23 protein-coding genes are annotated in these 24,581 nt (G+C 66.0%); 10 read left to right on the top strand and 13 right to left on the bottom strand.

Annotation, left to right across the window (positions count from 1 at the left end):
* Nucleotides 1-5 precede the first annotated feature (5 nt).
* Nucleotides 6-1,184 (bottom strand): thiolase family protein, encoded by a 1,179-nt coding sequence (locus ASPHE3_RS09030; protein WP_013600917.1) that lies wholly within the window; start codon nt 1,182-1,184, stop codon nt 6-8.
* Nucleotides 1,174-2,580 carry a class I adenylate-forming enzyme family protein gene (locus tag ASPHE3_RS09025; RefSeq protein ID WP_013600916.1) on the bottom strand — a complete coding sequence of 469 codons (1,407 nt, stop codon included), beginning with the start codon at nt 2,578-2,580 and terminating at the stop codon, nt 1,174-1,176. Before ASPHE3_RS09025 ends, ASPHE3_RS09030 begins: the two co-directional genes overlap by 11 nt.
* 59 nt (nt 2,581-2,639) lie before the next feature.
* On the opposite strand from ASPHE3_RS09025, the gene ypfJ reads away from it, so the two are divergent.
* Nucleotides 2,640-3,521 carry a KPN_02809 family neutral zinc metallopeptidase gene (gene ypfJ, locus ASPHE3_RS09020; protein ID WP_013600915.1) on the top strand — a complete coding sequence of 294 codons (882 nt, stop codon included), beginning with the start codon at nt 2,640-2,642 and terminating at the stop codon, nt 3,519-3,521.
* A gap of 129 nt (nt 3,522-3,650) precedes the next feature.
* Here the strand turns inward: ypfJ and ASPHE3_RS09015 are convergent, their stop codons facing one another.
* From ASPHE3_RS09015 to ASPHE3_RS08990, 6 genes are all read right to left on the bottom strand, one after another.
* A complete protein-coding gene (locus ASPHE3_RS09015) occupies nt 3,651-3,983 on the bottom strand; it encodes a metal-sulfur cluster assembly factor (RefSeq protein ID WP_013600914.1) in 333 nt (110 codons plus the stop codon).
* 12 nt (nt 3,984-3,995) lie between these two features.
* Nucleotides 3,996-4,784 carry a Fe-S cluster assembly ATPase SufC gene (gene sufC, locus ASPHE3_RS09010; RefSeq protein WP_013600913.1) on the bottom strand — a complete coding sequence of 263 codons (789 nt, stop codon included), beginning with the start codon at nt 4,782-4,784 and terminating at the stop codon, nt 3,996-3,998.
* A gap of 79 nt (nt 4,785-4,863) precedes the next feature.
* Nucleotides 4,864-5,223 (bottom strand): non-heme iron oxygenase ferredoxin subunit, encoded by a 360-nt coding sequence (locus tag ASPHE3_RS09005; protein WP_013600912.1) that lies wholly within the window; start codon nt 5,221-5,223, stop codon nt 4,864-4,866.
* 23 nt (nt 5,224-5,246) lie between these two features.
* Nucleotides 5,247-6,533, bottom strand: coding sequence for a Fe-S cluster assembly protein SufD (gene sufD, locus ASPHE3_RS09000; protein WP_013600911.1), 1,287 nt, complete (start codon nt 6,531-6,533; stop codon nt 5,247-5,249).
* Between the two features lie 2 nt (nt 6,534-6,535).
* Nucleotides 6,536-7,999, bottom strand: coding sequence for a Fe-S cluster assembly protein SufB (gene sufB / locus ASPHE3_RS08995; RefSeq protein ID WP_013600910.1), 1,464 nt, complete (start codon nt 7,997-7,999; stop codon nt 6,536-6,538).
* Nucleotides 7,999-8,832 carry a helix-turn-helix transcriptional regulator gene (locus ASPHE3_RS08990; RefSeq protein WP_041652732.1) on the bottom strand — a complete coding sequence of 278 codons (834 nt, stop codon included), beginning with the start codon at nt 8,830-8,832 and terminating at the stop codon, nt 7,999-8,001. Before ASPHE3_RS08990 ends, sufB begins: the two co-directional genes overlap by 1 nt.
* Before the next feature lie 111 nt (nt 8,833-8,943).
* Between ASPHE3_RS08990 and ASPHE3_RS08985 the strand changes: the two genes are divergently transcribed.
* From ASPHE3_RS08985 to ASPHE3_RS08975, 3 genes are read left to right on the top strand one after another with little or no spacing between them, the layout of a single operon-like run.
* Complete coding sequence (locus tag ASPHE3_RS08985; RefSeq protein ID WP_041652052.1) at nt 8,944-9,912, top strand: ABC transporter ATP-binding protein; 969 nt, start codon at nt 8,944-8,946, stop codon at nt 9,910-9,912.
* The gene (locus tag ASPHE3_RS08980; RefSeq protein WP_013600907.1) at nt 9,909-10,715 is read left to right on the top strand and encodes an ABC transporter permease; all 807 of its coding nucleotides are present in this window, start codon (nt 9,909-9,911) and stop codon (nt 10,713-10,715) included. The genes ASPHE3_RS08985 and ASPHE3_RS08980 overlap by 4 nt, the downstream gene beginning before the upstream one ends.
* 7 nt (nt 10,716-10,722) lie before the next feature.
* Nucleotides 10,723-11,667 carry a COX15/CtaA family protein gene (locus tag ASPHE3_RS08975; RefSeq protein ID WP_013600906.1) on the top strand — a complete coding sequence of 315 codons (945 nt, stop codon included), beginning with the start codon at nt 10,723-10,725 and terminating at the stop codon, nt 11,665-11,667.
* Between the two features lie 276 nt (nt 11,668-11,943).
* Here ASPHE3_RS08975 and ASPHE3_RS08970 read toward each other — a convergent pair whose 3' ends face one another.
* Entirely contained in the window at nt 11,944-12,903 is a 960-nt protein-coding gene (locus ASPHE3_RS08970) for a heme o synthase (RefSeq protein WP_013600905.1), read from the bottom strand.
* Between the two features lie 511 nt (nt 12,904-13,414).
* On the opposite strand from ASPHE3_RS08970, the gene tkt reads away from it, so the two are divergent.
* The 6 genes from tkt to pgl are packed head-to-tail and all read left to right on the top strand — an operon-like array spanning nt 13,415 to nt 21,645.
* Complete coding sequence (gene tkt, locus ASPHE3_RS08965; protein ID WP_013600904.1) at nt 13,415-15,532, top strand: transketolase; 2,118 nt, start codon at nt 13,415-13,417, stop codon at nt 15,530-15,532.
* Nucleotides 15,533-15,560: 28 nt separating this feature from the next.
* On the top strand, nt 15,561-16,676 hold the full coding sequence (gene tal / locus ASPHE3_RS08960) for a transaldolase (RefSeq protein ID WP_013600903.1): 1,116 nt from the start codon (nt 15,561-15,563) through the stop codon (nt 16,674-16,676).
* Nucleotides 16,677-16,682: 6 nt separating this feature from the next.
* Nucleotides 16,683-18,317, top strand: a complete 1,635-nt coding sequence (locus ASPHE3_RS08955; protein WP_013600902.1) for a glucose-6-phosphate isomerase — start codon at nt 16,683-16,685, stop codon at nt 18,315-18,317.
* Between the two features lie 13 nt (nt 18,318-18,330).
* The gene (gene zwf, locus ASPHE3_RS08950) at nt 18,331-19,899 is read left to right on the top strand and encodes a glucose-6-phosphate dehydrogenase (protein WP_013600901.1); all 1,569 of its coding nucleotides are present in this window, start codon (nt 18,331-18,333) and stop codon (nt 19,897-19,899) included.
* Nucleotides 19,896-20,837, top strand: coding sequence for a glucose-6-phosphate dehydrogenase assembly protein OpcA (locus ASPHE3_RS08945; protein ID WP_013600900.1), 942 nt, complete (start codon nt 19,896-19,898; stop codon nt 20,835-20,837). Before zwf ends, ASPHE3_RS08945 begins: the two co-directional genes overlap by 4 nt.
* Entirely contained in the window at nt 20,827-21,645 is an 819-nt protein-coding gene (pgl, locus tag ASPHE3_RS08940; RefSeq protein WP_041652051.1) for a 6-phosphogluconolactonase, read from the top strand. Before ASPHE3_RS08945 ends, pgl begins: the two co-directional genes overlap by 11 nt.
* Here pgl and ASPHE3_RS08935 read toward each other — a convergent pair.
* The 4 genes from ASPHE3_RS08935 to ASPHE3_RS08920 all read right to left on the bottom strand — a co-directional run bounded on the left by ASPHE3_RS08935 (nt 21,598) and on the right by ASPHE3_RS08920 (nt 24,572).
* Nucleotides 21,598-21,987: an RNA polymerase-binding protein RbpA gene (locus ASPHE3_RS08935; protein ID WP_013600898.1), complete on the bottom strand. Its 390-nt coding sequence runs from the start codon at nt 21,985-21,987 to the stop codon at nt 21,598-21,600. The two genes, pgl and ASPHE3_RS08935, sit on opposite strands and share 48 nt — an antisense overlap.
* A 117-nt stretch (nt 21,988-22,104) precedes the next feature.
* Nucleotides 22,105-22,362, bottom strand: a complete 258-nt coding sequence (gene secG, locus ASPHE3_RS08930) for a preprotein translocase subunit SecG (RefSeq protein ID WP_013600897.1) — start codon at nt 22,360-22,362, stop codon at nt 22,105-22,107.
* A 50-nt stretch (nt 22,363-22,412) separates the two neighbouring features.
* Nucleotides 22,413-23,228, bottom strand: coding sequence for a triose-phosphate isomerase (gene tpiA / locus ASPHE3_RS08925; RefSeq protein WP_013600896.1), 816 nt, complete (start codon nt 23,226-23,228; stop codon nt 22,413-22,415).
* Nucleotides 23,229-23,345: 117 nt separating this feature from the next.
* The gene (locus tag ASPHE3_RS08920) at nt 23,346-24,572 is read right to left on the bottom strand and encodes a phosphoglycerate kinase (RefSeq protein ID WP_013600895.1); all 1,227 of its coding nucleotides are present in this window, start codon (nt 24,570-24,572) and stop codon (nt 23,346-23,348) included.
* Nucleotides 24,573-24,581: the final 9 nt, after the last annotated feature.

The following is a 24,581-nucleotide window of genomic DNA, read 5'->3' as shown; positions in this document are numbered from 1 at the left end:
GCCGGCTACAACCGCCGGTATTCCAGCAGCGCCGCCGTTCCCATGCCGCCGGCGCTGCTGATCATGGCAAGGCCAAGGCTTCCCGCCATCTCGTCACGCCGTGCCTGCGCCAGCAGGCGGGTAACCAGGACCGCACCGGACGCCCCATACGCGTGCCCCAAAGCCAGCGCGCCGCCGTCGAGGTTTACCTGTTCCGAATCGATGCCCAGTTCATCCAGGCAGGCGAGGGTTTGCGACGCGAACGCCTCGTTAAACTCCACCAGCTCAACCTCGTCAGCTGCCACCCCCGCGGCTGTGAGCACGTTCCGGGCGGCGGCGGCCGCACCGACTCCAAGGACGTCCGGCTCCACTCCGGCGGTCCCTGCGCCCACCAGCAGCAGCGCATCGGCAGCGCCCAAGTCCCGGGCCCGCTCGAGGGAAGTGACGACGACGGCGGAGGCGGCGTCCGCGTCGAAGCAGGAGTTACCCGCGGTGACAGTTCCCCCGTCCACAAAGGCGGGCGGAAACCTGGACATTACCGCGCCGTTCAGACCCCGCCGTGGGCCATCGTCGGCAGCAACAGTACCGGCGCCGACGCCCAGCGGAACCAGTTCGCCGTCAAGATATCCGGCTTCAGAGGCGGCCAGCGCCAGGCGGTGGCTGCGCAGGGCAAAGGCATCCTGGCGCTCCCTGCTGACCCCAAACTTCCGTGCCACGGTTTCCGCGGCCACCCCCATGTCCGGGTCGCCGTAGCTGTCCGGCACGAACTGGGCGCGCCGGTAGAACTCCGGCCCGCCGTCGTGATTCCTGTGCGCGCGGAGAGGCGCGGTGCTGGTGCTCTCCACTCCCCCGGCCAGGTACAGCGGGTTGCCGCCCGCCGCCACCAGCCGCGCCGCGAGGACAATGGCGTCCAGTCCGGAACCGCACTGGCGGTCCACCGTGATGCCTGGGACGGTCACCGGCAGGCCTGCCTCCAGCAGCGCAAGGCGTGCGACGTTACCGCCACCGCCCACCGCGTTGCCCATCACCACGTCGCTGACCTCTCCCGCCCCAACGTCCACGCCGGCCAGCAGCTCCCGAAGCACGGGTGCCAGGAGTTCATACGCGTGCAGGGCCCGCAGCGCTCCGTTCGTGCGGCAGACAGGGGTGCGCAACGCTGAGATGATGACGGGCTGCCGGTCCGGCGGCAGCAGCTCAGCCGGCAAGGTGGCGTACCCGCCGGTCCCGGGACGAGATCCAGTCCAGCAGCATGCTCCGGCTGACTTTGCCGCGGTCTGTGACCGGCAGCTCGGCCAGCAGATAGTACTGCAGCGGCCGTTTGTCCCGGGCCAAAATCTCCTCGAGACCGGCCCTGAGCTGGGTGGCCGTGACTCCCCCGTGGGAGGGGACAACGCCCGCCACCACGCGCTGGCCGCGCAGGTCGTCCGGCATACCGGCGGCCACCGCGGCGGCCACGCCGGGTACCGCTGCCAGTGCCAGTTCCACCTCGTGCGGGTAAACGTTCTTACCGGCCGTGAGGATCATGTCGGCGCGCCGGCCCAAAATATGGAGCTCCGCTGCCGCGAGGTACCCCTGGTCCCCCACGGTGAACCATCCGCCGAAGGACCTCAGCGCCTGGCCGTCATCGCCCCACAGGTAGCCGTTGCTCACCATTCGGCTGCGGACACAGATGTTCCCGGCTTCACCGTCCGGGACGGGAAGCCCTGCGTCGTCGAGGATGCGCACCTCCACTCCCGGAAACGCCCTGCCGATGCCGGTGCCGCCGGGGACCGCCAGCTCCCGCGCAGGCAGGCCTGCCCCGGAAACGAAACTCAACTCGGAGGCACCGTAGTACTCGAAGATCGTGGCGTTGGGCGCCCAGCGCCGCGCGGCTTCCAGGGTCCGGGTATCGAGCTTGGACCCCGCGCAGATGATAGTCCGGATCCCCGAGGCGTCCACGCACCCGGTCAGTCCGCGCTCGCTGAGCATCCTCAGCATGGTGGGAACCAGGACCAGGCGCGTCACGCGGTCATGGGTAATGGCGGAATGTACAGCGCCGACGTCAAAGTGCTCAAGCGTCTGGAATTCCGAGCCGGCATAGAGGCACTCGGCCAGGGCATAGAGGTTCAGGCTCGCCGCCAGCGGACCGGGAGCCAGCGTGACATCGTCCTGCCGGAGGCCGAAAAACTCGATGGAGGCCTCGAAGGACTCGCGCCAGGAATTCCGGGACCTGGTAAAGGCCTTGGGGACGGACGTGGTGCCGGAGGTCAGGCCGATCAGAAACGTCGCCTCGGGTGCGCCGTCCGCAAGGGGGTCATCAGGGGACACCGCGGCAGCCTCTGCAGAGGACTCGACGCGGTGCCTGATGTCCTCCTGCAACTGGGAGGGCCACGCCGGGTCGAGAACAGCGCACTGGCGCGCGCCGGCCACGGCAGCGGCAAACTTCGCTGCGAATTCCACCGAGTTGGCCTCGCAGAGCGGGGTCACGGACTTGGTGTGGGGCACCAGCGCCGCCGCCGAATCCCGGAGCTCCGCCCAGGAAAGCCGCTGGCCAGCGATGACGACGGCGGTGTCGTGCGGCCGCTCTTCGGCCCAGCGCTGGATTTTGTCGAGGAAAGGCATCGGATCAACTTTACCGGGAGGCACCGGTTGAGGCCCGGGCCCGCGGGTATTGTGACTTTATGAGTTTTAACGACAACGTGCAGCTGGATCCGTCGCAGGTCCAGGACAGGCGCGGCATGGGCCGTGGAGTGAAGGTGGGCGGCGGCATCGGCGGCGGGCTCCTCCTGCTTATCGCGGCGCTGCTGGGCGTAAACCCGCAGCTCCTGGAGGGGCTGGCGGGCGGCGCGGCCCCGGCGCCGCAGAGCCAGGGCACTGCCCCCGCCTGCCAGACGGGTGCCGACGCCGATGCCCGGGTGGACTGCCGCATCACGGGCACAGTCAACAGCTTGAACGCGTTCTGGCCCGCCTACCTGCAGCAGTACAACGTGCAGTACCCGCAGCCTGACACGGTCATCTTCGACCAGGCTGTCAGCACCGGCTGCGGTACGGCGTCCAGCGCCGTTGGTCCCTTCTACTGCCCCGCCGATACCACCGCCTACTTTGATCCCGGGTTCTTCCAGGAGCTGGTGGACCGCTTTGGCTCCTCAGGAGGTCCGCTGGCCCAGGAGTACGTGGTGGCGCACGAGTTTGGGCACCATATCCAGAACGTACTGGGCAACCTGGACCAGGCCCAGCAGGATCCGCAGGGGCCGGAATCCGGTGCAGTCCGCGTTGAGCTGCAGGCGGACTGCTACGCCGGGCTCTGGGCAAAGCATGCCTCAAGCCAGCCGGGCCCGGACGGCCAGCCGTTCCTGGAGGCCCTCACCCAGCAGGACCTCAACGATGCCCTGTCCGCCGCCTCGGCAGTGGGCGATGACCGCATCCAGGAAGCCGCCACGGGCCGGGTCACGCCGGAAGCCTGGACGCACGGCTCCAGCGAACAGCGCCAGCGCTGGTTCTACACCGGGTACGAGACCGGGGACATCAACCAGTGCGACACCTTTTCGGCACGGACCCTCTAACATCGATTGCTCCGTATTTGTCGTTTTGAGGATTGAAAACGACAGGTACGGAGCAGTGGAATGAGTTAAAGGACGACGACGGCCGGTTACCTTCCTGCTGGAAGGCAACCGGCCGTCGTCGTGCTTTATTCAGATGTTGAAGCCGAGGGCCCGCATCTGGTCCTTGCCGTCGTCGGTGATCCGCTCGGGACCCCATGGCGGCATCCAGACCCAGTTCAGGCGCCAGTCATCAACCACGCCGTCCAGGGCCTTGCCCACCTGCTCCTCCAGGACATCGGTGAGCGGGCAGGCGGCCGTGGTCAGGGTCATGTCGATCAGCAGGGCGCCGTCGTCGTCGGAGTACTTCAGGCCGTACAGCAGCCCGAGGTCCACCACGTTGACGCCGAGTTCGGGGTCAATGACATCCTTCAGCGCCTCCTCGACGTCCTCGAGGCTGGTGCGCGCCGCGTTGATTTCGGTCATGGCAAGTCCTTACTAGGCCTGTACCGCAGCGGGTGCAGCGGCGGTGCCGGCACCCTTGGCGTAGCGGTCGTAGCCTTCTTCTTCAAGGCGGTCGGCGAGCTCGGGGCCGCCCTCCTCCACAACCTGGCCATCCACGAACACGTGGACGAAGTCAGGCTTGATGTAGCGCAGGATCCGGGTGTAGTGCGTGATCAGCAGCGTGCCCATGTTGCCTTCGGCGTGGGCGCGGTTGACGCCCTCAGACACGACCTTCAGGGCGTCAACGTCAAGGCCGGAGTCGGTCTCGTCCAGGACGGCGAACTTGGGCTTGAAGAGCTCCAGCTGGAGGATCTCCACGCGCTTCTTCTCGCCGCCGGAGAAGCCTTCGTTGACGTTGCGCTGGGCGAAGTCGGCGTCGATGCGCAGCTGCTCCATGGCGGCCTTGACGTCCTTGGTCCAGGTGCGGAGCTTGGGAGCCTCGCCGTCGATGGCGGTCTTGGCGGTGCGCAGGAAGTTGGTCATGCTGACGCCGGGTACCTCCACGGGGTACTGCATGGCCAGGAAGACGCCGGCGCGGGCGCGCTCGTCAACGCTCATTTCCAGGACGTCTTCGCCGTCCAGGGTGATGGAGCCACTGGTGACGTTGTAGCGCGGGTGGCCTGCGATGGTGGAAGCCAAGGTGGACTTGCCGGAGCCGTTGGGGCCCATGATGGCGTGGGTTTCGCCCGTCCGGATGGTCAGGCTGACGCCCTTCAGGATTTCCTTGGTGCCCTGCTCCGTCTCGATGCTGACGTGCAGGTCCTTGATCTCAAGAGTAGACATGTGTCTTGTTCTCCTTTGCACCGGGCCTGCCGGCCGCGGTGCGTTCTCTGTCTGGAAGTTGGTTCGTAATTCTGTGGTGCTAGCTGAAGTTCGGAGCTTCGGCGCCGTTGAGGACGTTGGTGACGTCCACGTAGACCTCATCCCCGCGGATGTCGACGGCGAACACCGGGACCGGATCATAGGCCGGCAGCTGCAGCGGCTGGCCGCTGCGCAGGTCGAATTGGGACCCATGGCCCCAGCACTCGATGGCGCAGCCCTCCACCTCGCCCTCGGACAGCGAAATGTCCGCATGCGAGCAGGTGTCACCGATGGCGTGGATCTCCCCCATGGAGTCTTTGACGATTGCCACGGGGTAGTCGTCGATCAGGATCCGCAGCGCCTGCTTCAGCTGGATTTCATCCACTTTGCAGACAAGCTCGCCCTTTGGCTGGTCAGTCATGTGTTAACCGTGCTCCGTAGCTTCTAGTTGTCCGTCAGCGCGAGTTCGTGCTCAACAGCCTCGGTCAGCCGCTCCTCGATGGAGGGGACCTTGATCTGCTGGATGATCTCGTTCAGGAAGCCGCGGACCACCAGGCGGCGGGCAACATCCTCCGGGATGCCGCGTGCCATCAGGTAGAACAGGTGCTCATCGTCCATGCGGCCGGTGGCGCTGGCGTGGCCGGCACCCTCGATCAGGCCGGTCTCGATTTCGAGGTTGGGCACGGAGTCGGCCCGGGCGCCGTCGGTCAGCAGGAGGTTGCGGTTGGCCTCGTACGTGTCGGTGCCTTCGGCTTCCTTGCGGATCAGGACGTCGCCAACCCAGACGGCGTGGGCGTTGCGGCCCTGCAGTGCCCCCTTGTAGAGCACGTTGGACTTGCAGTTGGGCACCGCGTGGTCCACGAAGAGACGCTGTTCCAGGTGCTGGCCGGCGTCGGCGAAGTACAGGCCGAACATTTCGGCCTCGCCGCCGGGGGCGGTGAAACGGGCCGACGGCGTGACGCGGACCAGGTCGCCGCCGAGGCTCACCATGACGTGCTTGAGTTTGGCGTCGCGGCCGATCTTCGCCTGCTGGGAGGAGGCGTGGACGGCGTCGTCGTTCCATTCCTGGAGCGTGATGACGGTCAGGTTGGCGCCGTCTTCCACGATGATCTCGACGTTCTCCGAGACAACGGCCGAGCCCCTGTGGTTCAGCACAACAACGGCCCTGGAGAACTTTTCGGCCACGATCACGAGGTGCTGGGCGGCAGCGTCCAGGGACGTGCCTTCAATGTCCACGGAAATCTCAGTCAGGGCTTCGAACTCAGACGGAATGGTCACCACCGTGGCACCGGCGAAGTTCTCCCAGGCGTTGGCGGACACGCGGTCTTCCGGGATACCGGCGGTGCCGATCCGCTTGTCGTCGCGGCCCACGCTCTCGACGGTGACTTCCTCGGGACCGGTGACAACCACGGTGGGCGCCGCGCCGGAGAGGACCTCGGAGTGCAGCCCGCGGAGGCGCTTCAGCGGGGTGAAGCGCCAGTCTTCCTCCATGCCGGTGAGCGGCTTGAAGTCCGCGAGCCTGTAGGAGGTCAGGCGGCCGGCGCGTGAGCTGTCCGGAACGCCTACGCCGCCGCCATGGGAGTGGCTCTTGGCCGAAGCGCCGGAAAGCGGAGCCTTGGAGCCTGCCGCGTTGATGGGCGAAAGGCTCTCGCCTTCCTCGGTGAAGCCGTCAATGAACGGCTGGGCTGAGGGCGCGCCGATGCGCGCCTTTTCAGTAGTGATTTCAGTCATCGTTATCCGACGGACCCTTCCATCTGCAGTTCAATCAGGCGGTTCAGCTCAAGTGCGTACTCCATGGGGAGCTCGCGGGCAATCGGCTCGATGAAGCCGCGGACGATCATCGCCATGGCTTCGTCTTCGCGCATGCCGCGGGACATCAGGTAGAAGAGCTGTTCTTCGCTGACCCGGGAAACGGTTGCCTCGTGGCCCATCACAACGTCGTCCTCGCGGATGTCGATGTACGGGTAGGTGTCCGAGCGGCTGATCGTGTCAACGAGCAGGGCGTCGCAGCGGACGGTGTTGGCCGAGTGTTTTGCGCCTTCACGGACCTGGACCAGGCCGCGGTACGCAGCCCGTCCGCCGCCGCGGGCCACCGACTTGGAGATGATGGAGCTCTTGGTGTTCGGCGCAATGTGCACCATCTTGGAGCCGGTGTCCTGGTGCTGGCCTTCGCCGGCGAACGCGATGGAGAGGGTCTCGCCCTTGGCGTGCTCGCCCACGAGGTAGACGGCCGGGTACTTCATGGTGACCTTGGAGCCGATGTTGCCATCAACCCATTCCATGGTGGCGCCCTCTTCGCAGATGGCGCGCTTGGTCACCAGGTTGTACACGTTGTTGGACCAGTTCTGGATGGTGGTGTACCGGACGCGGGCGCCCTTCTTCACGATGATCTCCACCACGGCTGAGTGCAGCGAGTCCGACGTGTAAATCGGGGCGGTGCAGCCTTCGATGTAGTGGACGTAGGAATCCTCGTCCGCAATGATCAGGGTCCGCTCGAACTGGCCCATGTTTTCCGTGTTGATGCGGAAGTATGCCTGCAGCGGGATGTCCACGTGGACGCCCTTGGGGACGTAGACGAAGGATCCGCCGGACCAGACTGAGGTGTTCAGGGACGCGAACTTGTTGTCGCCCACCGGAATGACGGTGCCGAAGTACTCCTGGAAGATCTCCGGGTGTTCCTTCAGCGCGGTGTCGGTGTCCAGGAAGATGACACCCTGCCGCTCCAGGTCCTCACGGAGCTGGTGGTAGACAACCTCGGACTCGTACTGGGCAGCGACGCCGGAAACCAGGCGCTGCTTTTCGGCCTCCGGGATGCCCAGCTTGTCGTAGGTGTTCTTGATGTCCTCGGGGAGGTCGTCCCAGGACGTCGCCTGCTTCTCCGTGGAACGGACAAAGTACTTGATGTTGTCGAAGTCGATGCCTGAGAGGTCTGCGCCCCAGGTGGGCATGGGCTTGCGGTCGAAGTACTTCAGGCCCTTGAGGCGCAGGTCGAGCATCCATTCCGGCTCGCTCTTCTTGGCCGAAATGTCCCGGACCACTTCTTCGTTGAGCCCACGGCGTGCGTTGGCACCGACGTCGTTCTTGTCAGCCCAGCCGTACTCGTAGTTGCCGATGCCGTGGAGCTCGGGATTCTTTTCCAGAATCTCCGAGATCACAGTGTTTTCGGCTACTGCTTTCTCTGATAGTTGGTCCGTCATCACGGCCTTTCTTGCTGATGGTTGTTTACTTCATTCAGGCTGGCGGGGGCTGCTGAAGGCGTTGTGTGCCCTCCGGCAGACAGCCGGCCTGTGGGAATGTGGGTGGTGCAGACGTGCCCGCCGCGGGCGAGGGTGGAAAGCCGGCGTACGTCCACGCCCACCAGCCGGGAGAAGACTTCGGTTTCCACGTCGCAGAACACGGGGAACCGGGCGGCGAGCTGCTGGATGGGGCAGTGGCCCTGGCACAGCTGCACGCTGGACAGGGCTGCGGGCAACGGGGCCTTGGCCTCGATGGAGGCCGCCGACGCAACGAAGTTGTCGCGGCTCAGCGCTTCCGCCAGAGCCCGTGCGCGGTCGCCCACGTCCGGGCCCGCCTTCTCGATCTCCGGCGCGTACCGCCGCTCCATTTCGGAGAAGCGCTCGACGGCGAAAGCGCGGACAGCGTCCGGGCCCGCCATTTTCTGGAGCTGCTGCAGCGCCAACGCGGCAATGTCCAGGTAGTCGTTACCCAGGCTCGACTGGCCCTGGGAACTGAGGACGTAGCGGCGGGCGGGCCGGCCTGCGCCGCCGCCGGACTTGGCCACGCGCTTGACCTCAATGACGCCGGCCTTGGACAAATGGTCCAGGTGCCGGCGAACGGCAGCCGGGGTGAATCCGAGCAGGTCGCCGAGTTCGGCGGCGCTGACCGGGCCGTGCTCCAGGACAGCGGAGAGAACCCGGTCCCGCGTGCGCTCGTCCGCGTCAGCTACCGGCCCCGAGGGCACAGCGCCACTCTCCGCGGTGACTGCGGAGGCCCCGTGCCGGACAGAAGGCACAGCAGTAGCGTTGGTCATGGAATACACAACACAATAGTGTCGTAATTTAGTCCCGCATTCCAGTAAGGCGAGGCTGACCTCAGCCGGCCGGGGAACACCGGAAAATACTACATCCCGTAGAATACTGGGGTGCGATCGCCCCAATCCCCTGTGCTGTCCATCAACGGGCTGGTTAAAGATGTAGGCCCGCTTTCCAGCATGGACGGAAAAATGCTCCGGGTAGTGAGCGGCATCTCCCTCGTCGCCGAACGCGGCCAGGTCACCGCACTGCTGGGAGCCAACGGCGCCGGGAAAACCACCACCCTCGAGTGCGCCCAAGGCCTGCAGAAACGCAGCGGCGGCAGCATCTCCCTGCTGGGCCAGGACCCGGCATCCGCGGGGGCCGGCCTGCGTTCCCGCGTTGGCGTGATGCTGCAGGACGGCGGACTCCCGCCGTCGGCCAGGCCCGTGCCGCTGCTGCGGCACATCGCCGGCCTCTACGCGCATCCATGGCCGGTGGACGACCTGGTTGGGCGCCTCGGAATCGACACGTTCAGCCGCACCACGGTACGCCGGCTGTCGGGCGGACAGAAGCAGCGGCTGGCCCTTGCCGCTGCCCTGGTGGGCAGGCCCGAAGTCCTGTTCCTGGATGAGCCGAGCGCCGGCCTTGACCCGCAGTCCCGCCAGCTGGTGTTCGAACTGATCGCCGAACTGCGGGATGCCGGCATGGGAATTATCCTCACGACCCACCTGATGGATGATGCCCAGCGGCTGGCGGACTACGTCTACATCATCGACGGCGGCCGCAACGTGGCCGAGGGGACGGTCCAGCAACTGCTGCAGCGCGGACCAGCAGTGGAAGCGGGCGCGGACCATGTGCGGACCCTGACTTTTGAAGCGCGCCCCGGGCTCGACCTGTCCGGGGTGCTCCCCGACGACGTGGTGGTCTCCGAAGATCGCGCCGGAAGCTATTGTGCCACCGGGGCCCTGACACCGCGGCACCTCGCCGCCCTGGCCCAGTGGTGGGCCGCCCACGACATCATGCCCAGTGCCATGACCCTGCAGGCGCGCAGCCTTGAGGACGTCTTTCTGGACATTTCGGGAAAGGACATCCGATGAACCGGAATCCCGTTGGCACGCCAGCCACCGTGCCGGGCATCGGCCCTGGCGCACCGGGGCGGCAGCAGGCGGCATCCCTGCTCCGCCGCATTCTGCTGCAGGGTAAATACGAAGCCCTGGCGATGCTGCGCAACGGGGAACAGCTCATCCTGGCGGTGGTCCTGCCGCTCCTGGCGCTCGTGGGCCTGACGGTGACACCGTTCCTGGACGGGCTGGGCCCCACCCGCATCGATGTGGCCGTTCCCGGGATCCTGGCGCTCTGCGCGATGTCCACCGCGTTCACCGGGCAGGGCATCGCCACCGGGTTCGACAGGCGCTACGGCGTACTCCGCTTCCTGTCCACCACTCCCCTGGGGCGCGGCGGACTGATCGCCGGCAAGGCACTGTCAGTCCTGGCGGTGCTGTGCCTGCAGGTTGCCGTGGTGGCGGCCGTCGGCCTGGCCCTGGGGTGGCAACCTCCTGCCTCGGGCTGGCTTCCCGGACTGGTACTCCTCGCGCTGGGCGCGGCAGCCTTCACCGCCCTGGGCCTGCTGGTCGCCGGAACCGTCCGGCCGGAGGCAACCCTTGCCATCACCAACCTGTTGTGGATTCTCCTTGGGGCACTCGGCGGGATCGTGATTCCCGCGGAACGACTCCCTGACGCTGCGCAGCAGATCGTCGGCTTCCTGCCGTCCGGCGCCCTCGGTGAAGCACTCCGGGATGCCTTCCTGCACGGTGCCATTAACGGCGCCGCCACCCTCATACTGGTGCTCTGGACAGTTTTTGCCGGGGCAGCAGCCATCCGTTGGTTCAAGTGGAATTGAGATATTCGTGAGCACCGCCTTCCGCCTTCCCCAGTTCGCCGGCCGCCTGGCGTCCCGCCTGCCGCGCACCGTGGACGCCAGCGTCCGGCGCCTGGCGGTTGCTTCCCTGGTGGGGCAGACCCTGCTGGTGGTGACCGGCGGAGCCGTCCGGCTGACCTCATCGGGGCTTGGCTGCCCCACCTGGCCCCGCTGCACGGACACCTCGCTGGTGAACACGCCGGAGATGGGCATCCACGGGTTCATCGAATTCGGGAACCGCCTCCTGACCTTTGCCCTGGCCGCCGTCGCCGCCCTCATGCTGGTTTACCTGTGGAACCTCCGCAAGGAACGGCGGGACCTTTTCCTGCTGGCATTGGGGCTCCTGGCAAGCATTCCGGCGCAGGCCGTGATCGGTGGCATCACCGTGCTGACAAACCTCAACCCCTGGGTGGTGGGGCTGCACTTCCTGGTGTCCATGGCGCTGGTGGTCTTCGCCACGCTGCTGGTTAACCGCGCCTTCGGCCGGACAGGCCGTTTCCGCACCCTTCCCCTCGCCGCCCTGCCAGGGGCCATGCGCCCGGTCACGGCCGCCGTCGCGCTCTTCTCCGCACTCGCCGTGATGCTCGGGGTAGTGGTGACCGGCGCCGGTCCGCACGCAGGTGACGCCGACGCTCCCCGCAACGGCCTGGACTGGGACTTGTTCTCCCACATCCATGCCGTGCCCGCATACCTGGTGACCGCGGGCACCCTGGTGGCGCTGGCACTGGTGCTCCTGCACCGGATCCGCGGCCCCATCCGCACCGCTGCCCTGGGCCTCCTGGCGGTCACCGTGCTTCAGGCAGCGATCGGCTTTACGCAGTACTACAACGGCATTCCTGTCCTGCTGGTGGCCGCGCACATGCTGGGGGCAGCGCTGCTGATGGGAGCCGCCACCAACGCCTGGGACATCGCCCGGTCGAGCCCGGTGAAGTAGCAGGATCCTGCATTCCCAAGAGCAGGGAAGGTGCCCCGATTCTTTCCGGATCGGGGCGCTCTACCTTTAACCACCCTCTCGCAGATGATGTGGCCTTTCCCGGGACCCTCTCGCACATCATGCTGCCTTTTCCGGGACCCTCGCGCACAATTCAGGCGGCATACTGCAATTCCTCCCTCACCGGGCAGGGCAGGGTGAGATAGGGATGCCCCAAAGCGCGCAGAAAGTGAGAGAGGGTTTCAGGAAACCTTGCAGTAAGTGAGAGAGCGTCCGGTGTCAGCCTGCCATGACGGCGGGGCCAATGAACGGGTCCACAGCCAAGGCGATGAAGAGCAGCGTGAGGTAGCTGATGGAACCGTGGAAGACCTTCATTGCCCGCTTGTCCGAGATGTCCTCACGCTGCGCCCTGTTATAGAGCGCGTGTGACTCGTAGAGGAACCAGGCGCCCGCAAGGACGGCAGTGACGGTATAGACCCATCCGGCGCCGCCGGCCGGAACCATCAGCAGGGAGCACGCCACCATGGCCCAGGCGTAGAGGACCACCTGGACGGAGACCACTTTGGCCCCGGCAATGGCACCCAGCATGGGCACTTTGGCATTCCGGTAGTCCTCGCCATACCGCATCGACAGCGGCCAGTAGTGCGGCGGGGTCCAGAGGAAGATCACCATGAACAGGATGACAGCCGGCCATTCAACAGAGTTGGTCACTGCCGCCCACGCGATGAGCACGGGGAAGCAGCCGGCTGCCCCTCCCCACACAATGTTCTGGGCGGTACGGCGCTTGAGGATGATCGTGTAGATCACCACGTAGAAGAAGATGGCGCCCAACCCGAGCCAGGCGGACAGCGGATTGGCGCCAAACCAAAGAATGGCGATGGCGGCGGCACCTAGGAGCCACGAGAAGACCAGGGCTTCGCGCGGCGTGACCTCACCGGTGACCAGCGGTCGGTTCTCGGTCCGGTGCATCAGCTTGTCGATGTCGCGGTCAATGTAGCAGTTGAAGGCGCCGGCGCTGCCGGCGGCAAAGGCACCACCCACCAGGGTGGCCAGGATCAGCCCTATGGAGGGGAAGCCGCGCTCGGCATAAATCATGGTGGGCAGCGTGCTGACCAGGAGCAGTTCGATCACGCGGGGCTTGGTGAGGGCGAGATACGCCTTTGCCTTACGGGCAAACCCGGCACGAGGTGCCCGGGATGCGTTCAGCGGCGTATCTGTTGTGCTCACGGTGGCAGTCACCCGTTCTGTTGGCAGTTCTGTCTGGCTGGCCCAGCTGTATGGTGCGGCTCCGTCCCAACCGGGCGCCGGCGGAACGTGATCCACGCAACGGCCGGGATTCCCGGGCGGCTGGAGAACACTCCCAACCCGGCGATGGCCTCCGAATATCATACCGCGCCGGCTTCCTTCCACCGGCCGCCCTGTTGGTGCTGATGATCGCTCGCGCGGCGATTCGAGCAGATTAACTCAACCTCACTTCAGACGCATTCATAAACATGGAAATTGCGTCCACAACGTGAGATTTGAGCCGCCCGAAGAGTGGAATAGAGCTAAGCTGTCACCAGATCAGCACGCAGCAAGAAAGCAGTGGAAAACGCATTCCCATCTGGCTCGTGGCTGAGTGACAAAGATCAACGTTTCGATGGTGAACGGCTGGTACACACCAAAGCGGGCGCCACCTACAGTGCCTTTAACCGGATCCGGTGTGCCGCCTGCCATCAGCACAGAGAGGGGCCCGGTTTTCGTGCCACATTTGGAAGAGCAAGAACTGTCCTGGACAAGCCTGGACCAGCGTGCGGTGGATACCATCCGCGTCCTGGCCGCAGACGCCGTGGAGAAGGTGGGCAACGGCCACCCGGGAACGGCGATGAGCCTGGCACCCGCCGCATACCTTCTGTTCCAGAAGCTGATGCGCCACGATCCCCGGAACCCCGACTGGCTGGGCCGTGACCGGTTCGTCCTGTCCCCGGGCCACACCTCGCTCACCCTCTACATCCAGCTGTTCCTTTCCGGTTACGGCCTGGAACTGAAGGACCTCGAGGCACTGCGTACCTGGGGCTCACTGACCCCCGGCCACCCCGAGTACAAGCACACCGCCGGCGTCGAGATCACCACGGGCCCCCTGGGCCAGGGCCTGGCGTCCTCCGTTGGGTTCGCCTACTCCCAGCGCCGCCAGCGCGGCCTGTTCGACGCCGACGCCGCCCCGGGCACCAGCCCGTTCGACCACACCATCTGGGTCATCGCGTCCGACGGCGACCTGCAGGAAGGCGTCACGGCTGAGGCTTCCTCGCTGGCCGGCCACCAGGAACTCGGCAACCTTGTAGTTGTCTACGACGAGAACCACATCTCGATCGAGGACGACACCGACATCGCGTTCACCGAGGATGTCCTGAAGCGCTACGAAGCCTACGGCTGGCACGTCCAGCGCGTGGACTGGACCAAGACCGGCGAATACAAGGAAGACGTCCAGGAGCTCTACTCCGCACTCCTCGCCGCGAAGGCCGAGACGTCCAAGCCCTCCATCGTCTCGCTGCGCACCATCATCGGCTACCCGGCCCCCAAGAAGCAGAACACTGGCAAGATCCACGGTTCAGCCCTTGGTGCGGAAGAAGTCGCAGCACTGAAGGAGGTCCTGGGCTTCGATCCGGCCAAGTCCTTCGAGGTTGACCAGGATGTGCTGGCCCACGCCCGCGCCGTCGTCGACCGCGGTGCAGCCGCCCGCAAGGAATGGGAAGAGTCCTTCAACGCCTGGCAGGCAGCCAACCCCGAAAGCGCGGAACTGCTGCAGCGCATCGAAGCGAAGGAACTGCCCGAGGGCCTCGACGCAGCCCTTCCCGTGTTCCCCGCCGGCAAGGACGTCTCCACCCGGGCAGCGTCCGGCAAGGTCCTGAACGCCCTGGGCCCGGTCCTGCCTGAACTGTGGGGCGGGTCGGCGGACCTCGCGGAGTCGAACAACACCACCATCGAGGGATCGCCGTCGTTCGTTCCCACCTCCAAGCAGACTGACGCCTGGTCCGGCAACCCGTACGGCCGCGTCCTGCACTTCGGCATCCGTGAGCACGCCGCTGCCTCGATCGTGAACGGCATCAGCCTGCATGGCCGCACGCGGGCCTTCTCCGGCACGTTCCTGATCTTCTCCGACTACCAGCGCCCGGCCATCCGCCTCGGCGCGCTGATGGGTGTCCCGTCGCTGTACGTCTGGACGCACGACTCCATCGGCCTCGGCGAAGACGGCCCAACGCACCAGCCGGTGGAGCAGCTTGCCTCGCTGCGCGCCATCGTGGGCCTGGATGTGGTCCGTCCTGGTGACGCAAACGAAGTCGCCGCAGCCTGGAAGAGCATGCTGGAGAACCACAGCAACCCGGCCGGCATCGTGCTGACCCGCCAGAACATCCCCACCTGGGAGCGCGGTGAAGGCGAGGCCGACGGCGACACGTTCGCTTCGACGGCGGGCGTCGCCAAGGGCGGCTACGTCCTGGCCGAGGCTTCCAAGGACGGCGCCACCGTCCCGGCCGACGTCATCCTGATCGCCACCGGCTCAGAGGTCCAGCTCGCCGTCAAGGCCCGCGAAACCCTGCAGGCCGAAGGCATCGCCGCCCGCGTCGTCTCCATGCCGTGCGTCGAGTGGTTCAACAAGCAGGACGCCGCCTACCGCGAGTCCGTCCTGCCCGCCGCCGTCAAGGCGCGCGTGTCCGTCGAGGCCGGGCTGGCCCTGGGCTGGAAGGAATTCGTCGGCGACGCCGGCCGTTCCGTCAGCCTCGAGCACTACGGTGCTTCCGCGGACTACAAGCGCCTTTTCCAGGAGTTCGGCATCACGGCAGAAGCAGTCGCCGCCGCCGCCAAGGACTCCCTCGCAGGCCTGCAGGCCTGAAAACCGATTTCCTAGGAGATATATAACAATGACTACTCCCACCCAGCAGCTCTCGGACGCCGGAGTTTCCATCTGGCTTGATGACCTTTCCCGCGGCCGCCTCGAAACGGGCACCCTGGCCAAGCTCATCGAAGAGAAGAATGTGGTTGGCGTAACCACCAACCCGTCCATCTTCCACGCCGCGATCACCGCCGGCACCGACTACGACGCCACCATTGCCAAGCAGGCCGCGGCCGGCGCGTCCATCGAAGACACCATCTTCGAGATCACCACCACCGACGTCGCCGACGCCTGCGACCTGTTCGCTCCCGTGGCAGCAGCAACCAACGGCGTTGACGGCCGCGTCTCCATCGAGGTTGACCCCCGCCTGGCCTGGGACACTGCCGGCACCATCGCCGAAGCCAAGCACCTGTACAAGCGGGTCAACAAGGACAACGTCCTGATCAAAATCCCGGCCACGCTTGAGGGCCTCGAAGCGATCACCGCCACCCTGGCCGAGGGCATCAGCGTCAACGTGACTTTGATCTTCTCCCTGGAGCGCTACCGCGCCGTCATCAACGCCTTCCAGTCCGGCCTGGAGCAGGCCAAGGAAAACGGCCACGACCTCGCCAAGATCCACTCCGTGGCCTCCTTCTTCGTCTCCCGCGTGGACACGGAAATCGACAAGCGCCTCGACGCGATCGGCACGGACGAAGCCAAGGCCCTCAAGGGCAAGGCCGGCCTGGCCAACGCCCGCCTGGCCTACCAGGTCTATGAAGAGCTCTTCGCAACCGAACGCTGGGCCCTGCTCGCCGAGGCCGGCGCACTCCCCCAGCGCCCGTTGTGGGCTTCCACCGGCGTGAAGGACCCGGCCTACCCGGACACCCTCTACGTCACCGAACTCGTTGCTCCCGGCGTGGTGAACACGATGCCCGAGAAGACCCTGGACGCCACCTTCGACCACGGCGTCATCACCGGAGACACCGTCACCGGGACCTACGCCGAGGCCAACGCCACCCTGGATGCCCTGGAGAAGCTCGGCATCTCCTACAACGACGTCGTCGCCATCCTCGAATCCGAAGGCCTGGACAAGTTCGTGGCCAGCTGGAAGGAACTCCTGGCCGACGTCGAAGGCGCCCTCGCCGCTGCACGGAAGGCTTCCTAACCCACGATGAGCACACTCAGCTACGACGCCACCGGTGCCGCTCAGCAGGCACTGGAACAGCACCTCCCCGTCCTCGTGGAGGACCGCATTGCCACCCGCATCTTCGCCAAGGACCACACCCTGTGGGGACCCGAGGCAGAAGCAGAGTCAGCGATCCGCCTCGGTTGGGTGGAAGCGGCCACCGTGTCCCAGCCTCTGGTCAAGGACATCCTGGAGCTCCGTGACGCCCTGAAAGCCGAAGGCGTGACCCGCATCGTGCTGTGCGGCATGGGCGGATCCTCGCTGGCTCCGGAAGTCATTGCCGGGACCGCGGGCGTCGAGCTGACTGTGCTGGACAGCACGGACCCGGACCAGGTCCGTGCTGCCCTGGTCCACCGGCTGGCCGAGACCGCCATCGTGGTCTCGTCCAAGTCGGGTTCCACCGTGGAGACGGATTCCCAGCGCCGGGTCTTCGAAAAGGCGTTCAACGACGCCGGCATCGATGCGAAGAGCCGGATCATCATCGTCACCGACCCCGGCTCCCCGCTGGACAAGTCGTCCCGCGAAGCCGGCTACCGCGCCATCTTCAACGCCGACCCCAACGTCGGCGGCCGCTTCTCCGCTCTGACGGCTTTCGGGCTGGTGCCTTCCGGCCTGGCAGGCGTGGACATCCAGGCCTTCCTGGACGAAGCCGAGGAAGCAGCAGAAATCCTCAACGACGACGCTCCGGAAAACATCGGCCTGGCGCTCGGCACCGCCCTCGGCGGCACCAGCCCGCTGCGGAACAAGATCGTCATCGCCGAGGACGGCTCCGGAATTGTCGGCTTCGCTGACTGGGCCGAACAGCTCATTGCCGAGTCCACGGGCAAGCTGGGCACCGGCGTCCTGCCGGTGGTCGCCGGGCCGGGTTCCCCGGAAGTCACCTCCGGGGCTCCGGACGTCCTGGTGGTGCGGCTGGTAGCCGCCGATGCCGACGTCGAACTCGGTGAAAACGAAGTTGCCATTGCCGGCGGACTCCCCACCCAGATGATGGTCTGGGAGTTCGCCACGGCCGTGGCTGGACGCCTGCTGGGCATCAACCCCTTTGACCAGCCCGACGTGGAAGCCGCCAAGGTGGCAGCCCGCGGCCTGCTGGATGCCCGGCCGGAACCCACCCCGGCCGCCTTCGTTGACGGAGCCATCGAGGTCCGTGGCGGCGAATGGCTTGCGGGAGCCTCGACAGCGGAGGAGGCAGTCCGCGCGCTGCTGGGAACCCTCCAGCCGGACAGCTACCTCAGCGTCCAGGCCTACTTCGACCGCCTCGCCTTCGCCCAGCTTGAAAGCGTCCGCGACGAACTGGCTGCCGCCACGGGCCGGCCGGTGACCTTCGGCTGGGGACCCCGCTTCCTGCACTCCACAGGGCAGTTCCACAAGGGTGGACCGGCCATCGGCGTCTTCCTGCAGGTTACCGCCGACGCCGCGGAGGACCTCGCCATCCCGGACCGTCCGTTCACCTTTGGGCAGCTGATCGCCGCCCAGGCTGCGGGCGACGCCCAGGTCCTGAGTGAGCACGGCCGTCCCGTGCTCCGCCTGCACCTGACAAACCGGACAGCCGGTGTGGCACAGTTGCAGGACATCATTGCTGCGCTGTCCGCCAGGCCAGCCACCGTTACCGAAAGCTAAGGCACAAAGCACCATGCCAGAAACTGAATACGGCAAGCCGGCCGGGACCCGTCCCGGCCAGCGCCGGAATCCGCTGCGGGATCCGCGTGACCGCCGCCTGAACAGGATCGCGGGCCCGTCGTCGCTGGTGCTCTTTGGAGTCACTGGTGACCTTGCCCGCAAGAAGCTCATGCCGGCTGTGTACGATTTGGCCAACCGTGGCCTGTTGCCGCCCAGCTTCGCGCTGGTGGGTTTCGGGCGGCGGCCCTGGAGTGATGAGGACTTCGCGGCCGAGGTGAAGTCCTCGGTCCAGGCGTATGCGCGGACGCCTTTTGATGAGGCGGTCTGGAACCAGCTGTCCGAGGGCGTCCGTTTTGTGCAGGGCGAGTTCGACGACGACGGCGCGTTCGAGCGCCTCGGCGAGACCATCAAGGAACTCGACGACGTCCGCGGCACGCGCGGCAACCATGCGTTCTACCTGTCGATCCCGCCCAAGGCGTTCGAGCAGGTCTGCCGGCAGCTGTCCAAGCACGGCTTGGCACAGGCCGAGGGCGACAAGTGGCGCCGCGTGGTGATCGAAAAGCCGTTCGGGCACGACCTGGAGTCCGCCCGGAAGCTGAACGACATCGTGGAGTCGGTTTTCCCGCAGGATGCGGTGTTCCGGATCGATCACTACCTGGGCAAGGAAACGGTCCAGAACATCCTGGCGCTGCGGTTCGCGAACCAGTTGTTCGAGCCCCTGTGGAACGCGAACTACGTGGACCACGTCCAGATCACTATGGCCGAGGACATCGGCACCGGCGGCCGCGCCGGGTACTACGACGGCGTGGGCGCAGCCCGCGACGTGATCCAGAACCACCTGCTGCAGCTGCTGGCACTGACCGCGATGGAGGAGCCCATCTCCTTCAACGCCGACCACCTGCGGGCTGAGAAGGAAAAGGTCCTCGCCGCCGTCAAACTTCCCGATGACCTGTCCACGCACTCGGCGCGCGGCCAGTTCACCGGTGGGTGGCAGGGCGGGGAACAGGTCCAGGGCTACCTTGAGGAAGACGGCATCCCGGCCGATTCCACCACCGAGACGTTCGCCGCGATCCGGGTGGACATCCACACCCGCCGCTGGTCCGGGGTCCCGTTCTACCTGCGCGCCGGCAAGCGCCTGGGCCGCCGCGTCACCGAGATCGCGGTGGTTTTCAAGCGCGCACCGAACCTCTTGTTCCGCGACCACGGGGAGGATGACTTCGGCCAGAACGCCGTGGTGATCCGGGTCCAGCCCGACGAAGGCGTGACCATCCGCTTCGGGTCCAAGGTCCCGGGCACGCAGATGGAAGTCCGTGACGTGACCATGGACTTCGGCTATGGGCACTCCTTCACTGAATCCTCCCCGGAGGCTTACGAGCGGCTGATCCTGGACGTGCTCCTGGGCGAGCCGCCGCTGTTCCCCCGGCACGAGGAAGTGGAGCTGTCCTGGAAGATCCTTGACCCGTTCGAGGAATACTGGGCCACCCTGGACGAACAGCCCGAACCCTACGCCCCGGGATCCTGGGGCCCTGCCTCCGCCGATGAGCTGCTGGCCCGCGACGGACGAACCTGGAGAAGGCCATGATTGTAGACCTGCCGGACACCACCACCTCCAACGTTTCCAAAAAGCTGATGGCCCTGCGCGAACAGGGCGGCGTGATCGCCCTGGGCCGGGTGCTCACCCTGGTGGTGGTCACCAAATCCGGGCTCGAGGAAGAAGCGATCGAAGCGGCCAATGACGCCAGCCGCGAACACCCCTGCCGGATCATCGTCCTGGCCGACGCCGGCCAGGACCACGCCGACCGGCTGGACGCCCAGATCCGGGTGGGCGGGGACGCCGGTGCCTCGGAAGTGATCGTGCTGCGCGGCTACGGCCAGCTCGCCCACGAGAGCGAATCCCTGGTCGCCGCGCTGCTGCTCCCGGACGCGCCCATCGTGGCCTGGTGGCCGCACGGCGCCCCCGAAAACGCCTGCGAAACCTCCATCGGCCGGATCGCACACCGCCGGATCACCGACTCGGCCAATGAGCCGGACCCCCAGGCCGCGCTGGAGAAAATCCACAGAACCTACCGCGCCGGCGACACCGACCTGGCCTGGACCCGCCTCACCAACTGGCGGATCCAACTCGCCGCCGCCCTGGACGAAGTGGACCCCTCACCGGTGACCGCCGTCGCCGTCGAAGGTGCCTCGGACTCACCCTCCACCATCCTCCTCGCCGCCTGGCTCACCCTCACGCTGGACGCACCGGTGACCATCGTGGCGGACCCTGCTGGGACCGGTATGCGCCGCGTCCGGCTCTCCCGCCCCGGCGGCGACGTCCAGCTCTTCCGGCCGGGACTGTCCGTGGCCGAGCTGACCCAGCCGGGCCAGCCGGCCCAGAGGATCTCGCTCCCGCGCCGCAGCCTCCGTGACTGCCTGGCCGAGGAGCTGCGCCGCCTGGACCCCGACGAAGTCTTTGGCGAAGTGATTACTATGGGACTGCCACGAACCAATCTAAGGAGCGTCCGACCCAGTGAGCGTTGAGCCAAGAGTAAGCATCCATCCTGATTCGTCGGTGTTGATGGCCGCCATCGCGGCGCGCCTGATTACCAAGCTTGTTGATGTGCAGGACAAACACGGTGAAGCCACCGTGGTCCTGACCGGCGGCACGGTAGGTATCGGCACCCTGAAGGCTGTTGCTGACTCTCCGGCGGCTCCCGCCGTCGACTGGTCGAAGGTGAATTTCTGGTGGGGGGATGAACGGTTCGTAGGGTCCGGGGATCCCGACCGGAACACAAAGCAGGCATATGACGCGCTGCTTTCGCACATCCCGGTGGATCCCGACCGGATCCACGAGCCTGGCTCCTCGGACCACTTCGGCACACCCGAGGAAGCGGCCGAGGACTACGCGCGCAAGTTGAGGGAAGCGGCCGCCGCCGAGCACGCAGCGGACATGTCCGACGACCGGCCGGAGGAGCCCGCCGCGCTCCCCCGCCTGGACGTCGTGCTGCTCGGCGTTGGTCCGGACGCCCATGTGGCGTCACTGTTTCCCGAGCAGGCCGGGATCCGTGAAAAACAGCGGACGGTGGTGGGCGTGCACAATTCGCCCAAGCCCCCGCCCCTGCGTGTATCCCTGACGCTGCCCGCGATCAATACGGCTTCCGAAGTCTGGATGGTGGTTGCGGGCGAGGACAAGGCGGGCGCCGTTGGCCTGGCCCTTGCCGGGGCCAACCCCGTGCAGGTTCCCGCTGCAGGTCCACGGGGCAAGTCCCGGACCCTGTGGCTGATCGATGAGAACGCGGCCTCACGTGTCCCGCAGCAGCTCGTCCGGAAGGACGCCGCGGGCGCGTAGTTTCTCCAGCGCTCCGGCCAGGACGTCCTCGGCGTCCTGGCTGGAGCGTCGCTCTTTAACGTACTCAAGGTGGGTCTTGAAGCCGTCGTCCATCGCATCCGCCGCTGCTGCCTGGCCGTCGCGGGAGGCAGGAGCACCGCAACGCCGGCAATCCCACACCAGTGGAATTTGGTCCTCGGGCAGCTTGAGGAATACCGGCCGGGTCTCGTGGCCCTTGGCGCACCAGTACGAGACCTGGATGCGAGGCACTGCCTTTCCGTGGTCCTCGGACTCGTAGCTGAAACCCGTTCCTTCCGTAACTCCCGCCCGGGTGCCGCGAAAACCTGATGCCGGATGAATCATCGGGACTCCTTGCCTGGTTAAAACAAGAACTGTGGCTGTCGGGAACCGACAGCCACAGTTTAGTTGGCAGATCTACGCGGCGGCAGTCTCCGCGCTCAGCATTTCCCCGGAAGGGAATCAGGAATCGCCGCCCCCGCTGAACCGCATGATCAGTCCCAGTGCGATGATCACGATGCCCCACGTAACACCCAGGATCACCGTAAACCTGTTGAGGTTGCGCTCAGCCACACCCGAGGAGCTGAGCCCGGAACTCATGCCACCGCCGAACATGTCCGACAGTCCGCCGCCCCGTCCCTTGTGGAGGAGGATGAGCAGTGTCAGCAGGAGGCTGGTGATGCCCAGGAGGATCTGCAGAATGACATGAAGAACGTCCACGACGGCCTTTCAGGAAGTTGGATTTGCGGGAGTATGCGCAGCGGTACGGACTAGTCCGTCACCAGGTGACTCTCGAACCTGACAATATTAGCAAACTCGGCCGGATCGAGGCTCGCACCGCCCACCAGCAGGCCGTCCACGTCGCGTTCCTTCAAGATGGCGGCGGCGTTGTTGGCCTTGACCGATCCACCATACAGCAGCCGGGTCTTGGCGGCGGTTTCCGCGCCGAACAGTGATTCGAGTTCGGCTCGGATCGCGGCACACATTTCCTGGGCGTCCCCGGGCCCTGCCACTTCGCCGGTGCCGATGGCCCAGACAGGCTCGTAGGCGACCACAAGTTCCGCTGCCTGCTCAGGGGTGAGCCCGGCAACTCCGGCACGCAGCTGTTCCAGTGTGTGGTTTACATGGGTGCCGGCCTGGCGGATTTCGAGGCCTTCACCCACGCAGAGCACGGGAACCAGTCCGTGCTTGAAGGCGGCCTTGACCTTGGCGTTGAGGAGCTCGTCGGATTCGTTGTGGATGGTGCGGCGTTCGCTGTGTCCCACCAGGACGTACTTGCAGCCCAGCTTGTTGAGGAACTGGCCGGAGATATCACCGGTGAAGGCACCGGAATCATTCGGAGAAAGATCCTGTCCGCCGTACGCGATGTCCAGATTGTCACCCTGGACCAGGGTCTGCACGCCGCGGAGGTCAGTGAACGGCGGGAAGACGGCAACTTCCACCCGGCTGTAGTCGTGCTTGGCATCCGAAAGGGTCCAGGCGAGCTTCTGCAGGAGGGTAATGCCCTGCACGTGGTCCATGTTCATTTTCCAGTTGCCCGCTATGAAGGGCTTGCGGTCGAAAGCGCCGTTCGTTGACGTAGTCACGTATTCTCCAAAAAGTTCTTGATATGTTTGCGGCCGGCAGGCTGCCGCTGGCAACCTGCCGGCCGAAGGACGTGTCACCCCGGTCGCGCCGCCGGACGGCAGGACCGGAGGCTGTGCCTAGCGGTCCAGGACGCTGAGCCCCGGAAGTTCCTTGCCTTCAAGGTATTCCAGGCTGGCCCCGCCGCCGGTGGAAATGTGTCCGAACTGGTCGTCGGCGAACCCAAGGGTGCGCACGGCAGCCGCGGAGTCACCCCCACCAACCACGGTGAACGCTCCCGTTTCAGTCAGGGCCTGGGCAATGGCTCGGGTTCCGGCAGAGAACGCCTCGAATTCGAAGACGCCCATGGGACCGTTCCAGAACACCGTTTTGGCGCCCTTGATCCTGTCCGCGAAGGCTGCGGCGGAGTCCGGCCCGATGTCCAGGCCGATGCCCTGGGCTCCGAAGCTGCTGCCTTCGATGGCATCCGCCGGGACGGTTTCGTGGGCAGCGTCGGCGGCGAACGTTTCGGCCACCACCACATCGGTGGGCACCACGAACTCGGTTCCCGCGTCTGCGGCACGCTTGAGGTAGTCCTGGACCACGGGGATCTGGTCTTCCTCAAGCAGGCTTCCGGCCACTTTGTGCCCGGCTGCGGCAAGGAAGGTGAACAGCATGCCGCCGCCCACCAGGATGGTGTCTGCCTTGCCCAGCAGGTTGTCGATGACAGCGAGCTTGTCCGAGACTTTGGAGCCGCCGAGCACCACAACGTAGGGGCGCTGGGTGTCAGTAGTCAGCTTCCGGAGCACCTCCACCTCGGTGTGCACAAGGTCGCCCTGGTAGGACGGCAGCCGGGTGGCGACGTCGTACACGCTGGCGTGCTTGCGGTGCACCGCGCCGAAGGCATCGTCCACATAAGCGCCGTTGTCACCGGTGAGGGCTACCAGCTCGTCTGCGAAGGCGCCGCGCTCGGCGTCGTCCTTGCTGGTTTCGCGGGGGTCGAAGCGCACGTTCTCGAGGACCAGCACTTCGCCATCCTGCAGGGACGCAGCTGCTTCCCTTGCGGCCGTGCCCACGGTGTCGGCTGCCAGCGAGACCTTGAAGTCAGCCAGCTCAGCCAGGCGGGACACTGCGGGGCGAAGGGAGTACTTATCCTCGGGAGCGCCCTTGGGGCGTCCCAGGTGGGCTGTTACCAGCACGCGGGCACCGGCGTCCGTGAGCTTTGACAGCACTGGAAGCGAGGCCCTGATGCGGCCGTCGTCAGTGACTGTAGAGCCGTCGAGCGGCACATTCAGGTCACTTCGAACCAGAATGTACCGCCCGCGGACACCTTCAGCGATGAGTTCGTTGAGGGTGTGAGATGTCATGTGTCTAAC

It is taken from the genome of Pseudarthrobacter phenanthrenivorans Sphe3 (assembly GCF_000189535.1).
GTDB lineage: Bacteria > Actinomycetota > Actinomycetes > Actinomycetales > Micrococcaceae > Arthrobacter > Arthrobacter phenanthrenivorans.
The sequence above is the reverse complement of the archived record's forward strand: the minus strand, read 5'-3'. Positions and strand labels throughout refer to the sequence as shown.

Excerpts from the sequence above, each read along its gene's own strand:
- ASPHE3_RS08945 (WP_013600900.1), top strand. The coding sequence starts at position 19,896 with ATGATTGTAGACCTGCCGGACACCACCACCTCCAACGTTTCCAAAAAG.
- ASPHE3_RS08980 (WP_013600907.1), top strand. The coding sequence starts at position 9,909 with ATGAACCGGAATCCCGTTGGCACGCCAGCCACCGTGCCGGGCATCGGC.
- ASPHE3_RS08935 (WP_013600898.1), bottom strand. The coding sequence starts at position 21,987 with ATGATTCATCCGGCATCAGGTTTTCGCGGCACCCGGGCGGGAGTTACG.
- ypfJ (WP_013600915.1), top strand. The coding sequence starts at position 2,640 with ATGAGTTTTAACGACAACGTGCAGCTGGATCCGTCGCAGGTCCAGGAC.
- sufB (WP_013600910.1), bottom strand. The coding sequence starts at position 7,999 with ATGACGGACCAACTATCAGAGAAAGCAGTAGCCGAAAACACTGTGATC.
- ASPHE3_RS09025 (WP_013600916.1), bottom strand. The coding sequence starts at position 2,580 with ATGCCTTTCCTCGACAAAATCCAGCGCTGGGCCGAAGAGCGGCCGCAC.
- ASPHE3_RS09005 (WP_013600912.1), bottom strand. The coding sequence starts at position 5,223 with ATGACTGACCAGCCAAAGGGCGAGCTTGTCTGCAAAGTGGATGAAATC.
- sufC (WP_013600913.1), bottom strand. The coding sequence starts at position 4,784 with ATGTCTACTCTTGAGATCAAGGACCTGCACGTCAGCATCGAGACGGAG.
- ASPHE3_RS08920 (WP_013600895.1), bottom strand. The coding sequence starts at position 24,572 with ATGACATCTCACACCCTCAACGAACTCATCGCTGAAGGTGTCCGCGGG.
- zwf (WP_013600901.1), top strand. The coding sequence starts at position 18,331 with ATGCCAGAAACTGAATACGGCAAGCCGGCCGGGACCCGTCCCGGCCAG.
- ASPHE3_RS08990 (WP_041652732.1), bottom strand. The coding sequence starts at position 8,832 with ATGACCAACGCTACTGCTGTGCCTTCTGTCCGGCACGGGGCCTCCGCA.
- sufD (WP_013600911.1), bottom strand. The coding sequence starts at position 6,533 with ATGACTGAAATCACTACTGAAAAGGCGCGCATCGGCGCGCCCTCAGCC.
- tal (WP_013600903.1), top strand. The coding sequence starts at position 15,561 with ATGACTACTCCCACCCAGCAGCTCTCGGACGCCGGAGTTTCCATCTGG.
- ASPHE3_RS08955 (WP_013600902.1), top strand. The coding sequence starts at position 16,683 with ATGAGCACACTCAGCTACGACGCCACCGGTGCCGCTCAGCAGGCACTG.
- ASPHE3_RS09015 (WP_013600914.1), bottom strand. The coding sequence starts at position 3,983 with ATGACCGAAATCAACGCGGCGCGCACCAGCCTCGAGGACGTCGAGGAG.